Origin of the sequence: Mesorhizobium sp. M0060 (assembly GCF_040323155.1) — a bacterium.
Taxonomy (GTDB): domain Bacteria; phylum Pseudomonadota; class Alphaproteobacteria; order Rhizobiales; family Rhizobiaceae; genus Mesorhizobium.
This window is the reverse complement of sequence record NZ_JAMYUP010000116.1, coordinates 1-6,606: the sequence shown is the minus strand read 5'-3', so window position 1 is coordinate 6,606 and position 6,606 is coordinate 1. Positions and strand designations below refer to the sequence as shown.

The window sequence follows — 6,606 nt, the reverse complement described above, 5'->3', positions numbered from 1 at the left end:
GAGGGTTTTTCGCCCTCCGGAGATGTTGGTGGCTAGTCTTCCAACTCGGCTTTTCTCCTTTCTGGTCAAAGAGTTAGAGGGCTGTGCTTGGCGCACTGACGGGTTTGGAGGTCGAGAGAGAGGCTCTCGGCTGCCCGTCTCGGAGTACATCCCGATGGCTACTGCCGTTCAGAAGATCACCCTTTCGTCCTCGCGAGACATCCCCTTCAAGAAGGTGGTGCTCTCCCAGTCCAAGGTCCGGCGCGTCAAGGCCGGCATCTGGATCGGGGATCTACCGGACCTCGTAGCTGAAGTGGCAACCCGCTCGCGCCTCATCGTGCGCAAGACCAGCAGTGGAGGCATCGACCGCCTTGTCGCCGAGAGTCGCGCCGGGTCGGCCAATCTCGCTGAGCCACAGGCACCTGGATCCGCAATTCTGGCCAAGCTGCTGGAGCGTTATCCCGTGCAGCGCATCGACATGCGGGAGTATGCCTGATGGCCCGGCACGATGCGTCCGAACTGGCGCAACGCCTCGGCCGGCAGGCTGAGGCAGTTTGTCGCCACTATCTTTCGAACGGGCATCGCGAGGGCCGCTACTGGCTTGTCGGCGATGTCCAAAACACGCCAGGCCGCTCGATGTTCGTGCGGCTCATCGGGTCGCAGAGCGGAAAAGGAGCAGCCGGCAAGTGGACCGATGCGGCGACAGGCGAGCATGGCGATCTTCTCGACGTGATCCGCGAAAGCTGCGGCTTGATCGACTTCAGGGACGTTGCCAATGAGGCAATGGCGTTCCTCGGCTTACCGCATCTCGAACCAAAGCAGACTTCCCCCCGGTTGAAATCGGTAGCCACGCCATCCGGATCATCGGAAGCAGCGCGTCGGTTGTTTGCGATGTCGCGGCCGATTGCGGGCACGGTCGTAGAGACGTATCTGCGCAATCGCAGGATTACTGCTTTGCACGGGACCGAAAGCCTGCGTTTCCACCCGCGCTGCTATTATCGGCCCGATGAACACTCGCCGACCGAGACCTGGCCGGCGATGATCGCTTCCGTCACCGATCTCGACGGTCGTTTGACTGGCGCGCATCGCACCTGGATTGATCCTTCCGGCAGGGGCAAGGCACCGGTCGATACGCCGAGGCGCGCGATGGGCGACCTTCTCGGGCACGCGGTTCGCTTTGGTCTGCCCGGCGAAGTCATGGCGGCCGGCGAAGGCATCGAGACGCTCTTGTCGCTTCGGTGCATTCTGCCCGATATGGCCGTGGCCGCAGCACTCTCGGCCGCCCATCTTGCTGCCATCCTGTTCCCCCTCACGCTGAGACGGCTCTACATCGTGCGCGACGCCGATCCAGCCGGTGACGGCGCGCGTGACACCTTGATCGAAAGAGCGAATGCTGCCGGGATCGAGGCGATCGTGCTCTCGCCGGCACTTGGGGACTTCAACGAAGATCTCTGTACGCTCGGCGTGGATGATCTTCGGGCGCGCGCCCGTGTCCAGCTCGCCCCGCAGGACATCGGCCGTTTCATGACAGTTGCGGCATAGCCCGGACCGGACAAGCGTGCCGCTGTCGCCGGCATCGTTCGGATGCCCCTAAGGTCGGAGACAACCGCGCCCCGGCCTTCGAGAGGGCGATCGGCCTGCAAACGGCCCGGAGCCGCAACGTCTTCGGCCGACTATTTTCCGGCGCGCGCCCAAGCGAGCGCTTTCCATCGCGAGGCAAAATAGCCGGCCTTCGTCCTCCTCCGCTGACGCTCCGGCCCTCCGCTTCACTGCGGGTGCAGATCCGTCCCGTTCGCCGGCTTTCGTCGCCATGAAGGCCGCGAGGGTCGCGGTCCAAAACAGGAGCATCCAATGAGCGAGCACGACGACTACGAAACACAGCACGCCTCATCACCCATCGACCACGCCCTCACCGAGCTTCAGCTCTACGGCTACCGCCCCTTCGCGGATGAGCCTGATCCTCGACCGCTTCCGGAGGGCCACCGCGTCGCCGGCGCGATCGCCGACATCTTCGACGCCATCATCGCGACACTGGAAGACACTCGCCTTGAGCCCGATCTCGACGATCTCCTGTGGTCGACCGTCAACGTCTTCCACCGTGCCACCAACCGGATCGAGCGCGAACTCGATTACAACGAGCAGGCGCAGCGCCGTAGCCAGCGTGAGCAGGATGGCAGCGAGGTGAAATCAGTCGAGCTGGAACGCTTGACGGCCGAGGGACAGACGCTAGTGGAACGCCAGAACGCCTTCGAACTGATGCGCGATCAGGCCGCGGAGCATTACGAGCGCCACACCGGATCGAGCTGGCGGCCGCGCAGCGGATCGATGGTCAATCACAAGGCGATGACCTCGGCGATGATCGACAGTCGCGATTTTCTGGCTGCGAAGAAACGTGCCGCGCACGAGGTGCTGTTGCCGCTTGGCCCGAAGATCGCCTTCACCGGCGGCCTCGACTTCAACGACCACCAGCTGATCTGGGCCAAGCTCGACCAGGTCCACGCCAAGCACTCCGACATGGTGCTGATGCATGGCAAGTCGCCGAAGGGCGCCGAGAAGATCGCATCCCGCTGGGCCGACCATCGCAAGGTGGCGCAGATCGGCTTCGCGCCCGACTGGACAAAACACGGCAAGGCCGCCCCGTTCAAGCGCAACGACGCAATGCTGGACGTGCTTCCGATCGGCGTCATCGTCTTTCCCGGCACCGGCATCCAGAACAATCTTGCCGATAAGGCCAGGAAGCTCGGCATCCCGGTCCTCGACTTCCGCACCAACGAAGGCAGCGCGTAAGCGCTTCAATGTCTCCGTTGCACGATAGGGCCGCGTCGGACAGCGAGAGCCTGTTTTTTTGTACTTCGCCGGAATGCTCGGCCCCGGTTTGTCAGATTTTCCGCCCCCGGCATCATTCCTGCTTTCGCAATACTTACGTCCGCATCCCGGTGCTAGGGAGGGTGCGCAACGCTGTCGCGCTTGCCTTCGGCGTATCAGCTGCGCTCGCAGGCTACCCGCCACGCAAGCCATACACGAGACGCCTGTTTGAGGGCCGGTGGCTTGGTTCGGTCACAGCCGCCATTGCAACTGCGGACAAGACGATAGCGGCCCCGGTTCAACCGGACAGTGCCTGGCTCGGGCGAACTCACCGAACGACCGAGGCGGGCTGGAGGCTGTTTCTGACCAGCCATCGCATCGTTACTGGTGAGGCTGACACGCCTTGAGCGCGACGCATAGTTCGGATCCACTGCGACGTGCCGTCTCGTTCGAAAGTTGGCGAGTATCCGGTGGGGCACGTCAGCCTTGAGTTGAGCCCATCGCGTGCGTGTCTTAAGCGCGGTGCTGGCAACAGCTTGCAACTTATCGAAGCTTGTACAGAAGGAGCGTCGACGCCGGTGGTCGTCATAACCGGAATTTCGCCGGTGCGACGGTATCGCCAGGTTCTCAATGGATGTCTCTGTCTGGCCGACCGCTCCAAACGGCCTCTTCAATGGGCTGATCTGGCCGAAGTCGGCTGCGCCTCGATCGACTAAGCCGCAATGGCACCGATCGACTTTCTTCCCCTGCCGGCTGCGCCGTCATTCCTCGCCAAACAACAAAGTCGCTTGGCTGCCATCCTCCGCTGGCGCTGCGGTCGCAAGCGATGCGGCGTCGATTGCCTCCGGCCCGCCGATCGCCATCGAGGCCGCATAGTGCGGGCTCGCAACAGAGTTCAAGGAGAACTGTTATGGCGATCATCGGAACCTTCAAGAAGACCGGCAACAACGAGTTCACCGGCGAAATCGTCACCCTCTCGCTCCAGACCAAGAACGTCCGCATCGTACCCGAGACCAACCGCTCTGGCGACAACGCCCCCAGCCACCGTGTCTTCGTCGGGCAGGTCGATTATGCGTAGAGCGGGATTATGCGAAGTGTCGGTCGTTGAACGCCGGTTTCCCTATAGTCGCGGCGGAATCTGCTCCGCAAAATCCCACTTACAAACCCGCTGCAGGTCGCGCATTGCGCGTCTTAAGCCGAAGCCGTCTTTGATCTATGTTGGCCCGTGACATGAGCGTTGGGGCGTAGGATACGACTTTGGCGGACAAGGATGATGCTTCGGAGGAAATCGCGCGCATTCAGCTGCGGTTAGCTGATCTGGATGCAGAGCGCATTGCGCTTAAGCGCGAATTGGAAACGCTTGAGCAAAAGCTGATATCCGCTCGGCTTGCCGTCGAACGCCCCACTTTTGCCGATGCCCCTGTTACTAACAACTCGCCGTCGATCGAGAAAATCGAGTTGTTCCGCCGTCTGTTCGCCGGGCGTCCCGATGTTTTTCCCGTTCGATGGGAAAACAGGAAAGCAGGCCGCTCTGGATATTCTCCTGCATGTTCCAATGAGTGGGCGAAGGGGATCTGCGGCAAGCCGAAGGTGAAATGCGCAGAATGCCCGCATCAGGCTTTCATCTCGCCTTCCGAGGATATCATCGAGAAACATTTGCGCGGCGGCGACGCCCGTTCGGGGGACTTTGTCGCCGGGGTATATCCGTTGCTGCAAGATGAGACATGCTGGTTCCTCGCGGCCGACTTCGACAAGGAAAGCTGGGCCGATGACACGAGGGCATTGCTGGACATCTGTCATGCAAAAGGAATTGGCGCCGCCTTGGAGCGATCGCGATCGGGGAATGGCGGGCATGTTTGGGTATTCTTCGCTGAGCCCGTTCCGGCCAAGATCGCTCGGCAGTTAGGGGCTGCCCTGATCACGGAGACAATGGAGAAACGCCCCGAGATCGGCTTTGCATCCTATGATCGCTTCTTTCCCAATCAGGATACGATGCCGCTCGGCGGCTTTGGCAATCTGATCGCGCTTCCCCTGCAAAGGAAAGCCCGTGAGATCGGCAACAGCGTTTTTCTAGACAAAGACTTGCAGCCCTACGATGACCAATGGGCATACCTGTCGTCTCTGCCGAGATTATCGGCTGACGCGGTCTTCAGGATTGCCGACGAGGCTGAACTGTCAGGTAGGGTCTTGGGCGTTCGCATGCCGGTTGATGACGAACATGCCGACGAGCCGTGGAAGATGTCACCGTCACGTCGTAGCGAACCACGACGCATAGACGCTGCGATCCCGCAAAGCATCAGCATCGTTGTCGCCGACCAGGTTTACATTGACAGAGCGGAGCTTCCGCCGGCCTTGACCACGCAGTTCATTCGTCTGGCGGCTTTCCAGAACCCGGAATTTTATCGCGCGCAGGCGATGCGCTTGCCGACTTTTGGCAAGCCTCGGGTCGTGTCATGTGCCGAGCTTTATGCGCAGCATGTCGCTTTGCCCCGAGGCTGCCTCGACGAGGCGATCGATCTCGTCAAAAGCCACGGCGCCGTTGCCAATTTGGACGATCATCGCGAAATCGGCATGGCGTTGCCTGCGGACCTTTGCTTCCAAGGCGAACTGCGGCGACCGCAATCGAAGGCTTTCGATGCCCTTGTCGCCCACGACAACGGTGTGCTTGCCGCCACAACGGCTTTCGGCAAGACGGTTGTCGCCGCAGCCCTGATTGCGCATCGTGGCCGGAACACCCTGGTTCTCGTTCATCGTCGGGAACTGCTCACTCAATGGGTGGAGCGCCTGAGTTCCTTTTTGAACATAGACCCGAAACAGATCGGAACTATCGGAGGCGGGAAAAGAAAGCCGACTGGTGTCATCGATGTGGCGCTCATCCAGAGCCTGGTACGCCATGGGGAAGTCGCAGATATCGTTGCCGATTACGGTCACCTGATTGTCGATGAATGCCATCACCTATCCGCGGCAAGCTTCGAGCTCGTCGCTCGACGGTCGAAAGCGCGGTATGTCGTGGGTCTGTCCGCGACCGTTGCCCGAAAGGACGGGCATCATCCCATCATCTTCATGCAATGCGGCCCTGTTCGCCATCGGGTCGACGCAAGAGTTCAAGCCGCCGAACGTGGCATCCGCCACCGTGTGCGCGATCGTTCGACGAAATTTGAATTGCCGCCATGTTTGGCGTCGGCCGAACGTCCATCGATGCCCGCAATTTACGCGGCCCTTGCGCAAGACAGTGGTCGGAATGATCTGATCTTCGATGATGTGCTGAAATCGCTTGAGGCGAAGCGTTCACCAGTGGTGCTGACCGAGCGGAAAGACCATCTCGACTATCTTCAGCAGCGGTTCTCGCCATTCGTGAAAAATCTCGTGGTGCTGCGCGGCGGCATGTCTGCGGGCGATCGAAAGACGGCCAACGCGGCATTGCGCGTATCCGATGATCAGGAGCGCCTGATACTGGCGACAGGCCGCTATATCGGCGAAGGCTTCGATGACGCCCGGCTCGACACGCTGTTCCTGACGATGCCGATCGCCTGGAAGGGTACGTTGGCGCAGTATGTCGGCCGTCTGCATCGTCAGCATGATGGCAAAAGAGATGTCTTGGTCGTCGACTATGTCGATAACACTGTCCCCGTTCTGGCCAGGATGGCTGCGAAGCGTCGCGCGGGTTATCGCGCGCTGGGCTATATGATCGAATAGTGGCGCCCCGCTGTGGAGCGGGACGCCCTTGGCCGGTCATCGCGACCAGATGAGCTTGTGCTCGCCCTTGTCGCCCTGGACGAGGGAGGCGTAGACCGGCGCCGTGAAGGACGGATCGTCGAGCTT

Annotated in this window: 5 protein-coding genes and 1 pseudogene; 5 read left to right on the top strand and 1 reads right to left on the bottom strand. The window is 61.0% G+C overall.

Annotated elements, in window-relative coordinates; translation table 11 throughout:
• Positions 1 to 154 precede the first annotated feature (154 nt).
• From NKJ94_RS36625 to NKJ94_RS36605, 5 genes and pseudogenes are all read left to right on the top strand, one after another.
• A complete protein-coding gene (locus NKJ94_RS36625; RefSeq protein WP_352532559.1) occupies positions 155 to 475 on the top strand; it encodes a hypothetical protein in 321 nt (106 codons plus the stop codon).
• Positions 475 to 1,521: a DUF7146 domain-containing protein gene (locus tag NKJ94_RS36620; RefSeq protein ID WP_352532557.1), complete on the top strand. Its 1,047-nt coding sequence runs from the start codon at positions 475 to 477 to the stop codon at positions 1,519 to 1,521. Before NKJ94_RS36625 ends, NKJ94_RS36620 begins: the two co-directional genes overlap by 1 nt.
• 309 nt (positions 1,522 to 1,830) lie before the next feature.
• Entirely contained in the window at positions 1,831 to 2,766 is a 936-nt protein-coding gene (locus NKJ94_RS36615; protein WP_352532555.1) for a DUF2493 domain-containing protein, read from the top strand.
• Positions 2,767 to 3,610: 844 nt separating this feature from the next.
• Positions 3,611 to 3,853, top strand: a pseudogene (locus NKJ94_RS36610) (DUF736 family protein); the annotation flags it as partial.
• Positions 3,854 to 4,041: 188 nt separating this feature from the next.
• Positions 4,042 to 6,480, top strand: coding sequence for a TOTE conflict system archaeo-eukaryotic primase domain-containing protein (locus NKJ94_RS36605; protein WP_352532553.1), 2,439 nt, complete (start codon positions 4,042 to 4,044; stop codon positions 6,478 to 6,480).
• Between the two features lie 36 nt (positions 6,481 to 6,516).
• On the opposite strand, the gene NKJ94_RS36600 is transcribed toward NKJ94_RS36605, so the two are convergent.
• Positions 6,517 to 6,606: DUF736 family protein (locus NKJ94_RS36600; RefSeq protein ID WP_130827500.1), on the bottom strand; the 90-nt coding region annotated here is incomplete at its 5' end.

Coding starts and splice junctions, on each gene's coding strand:
- NKJ94_RS36620 (WP_352532557.1), top strand. CDS start 475: ATGGCCCGGCACGATGCGTCCGAACTGGCGCAACGCCTCGGCCGGCAG.
- NKJ94_RS36615 (WP_352532555.1), top strand. CDS start 1,831: ATGAGCGAGCACGACGACTACGAAACACAGCACGCCTCATCACCCATC.
- NKJ94_RS36625 (WP_352532559.1), top strand. CDS start 155: ATGGCTACTGCCGTTCAGAAGATCACCCTTTCGTCCTCGCGAGACATC.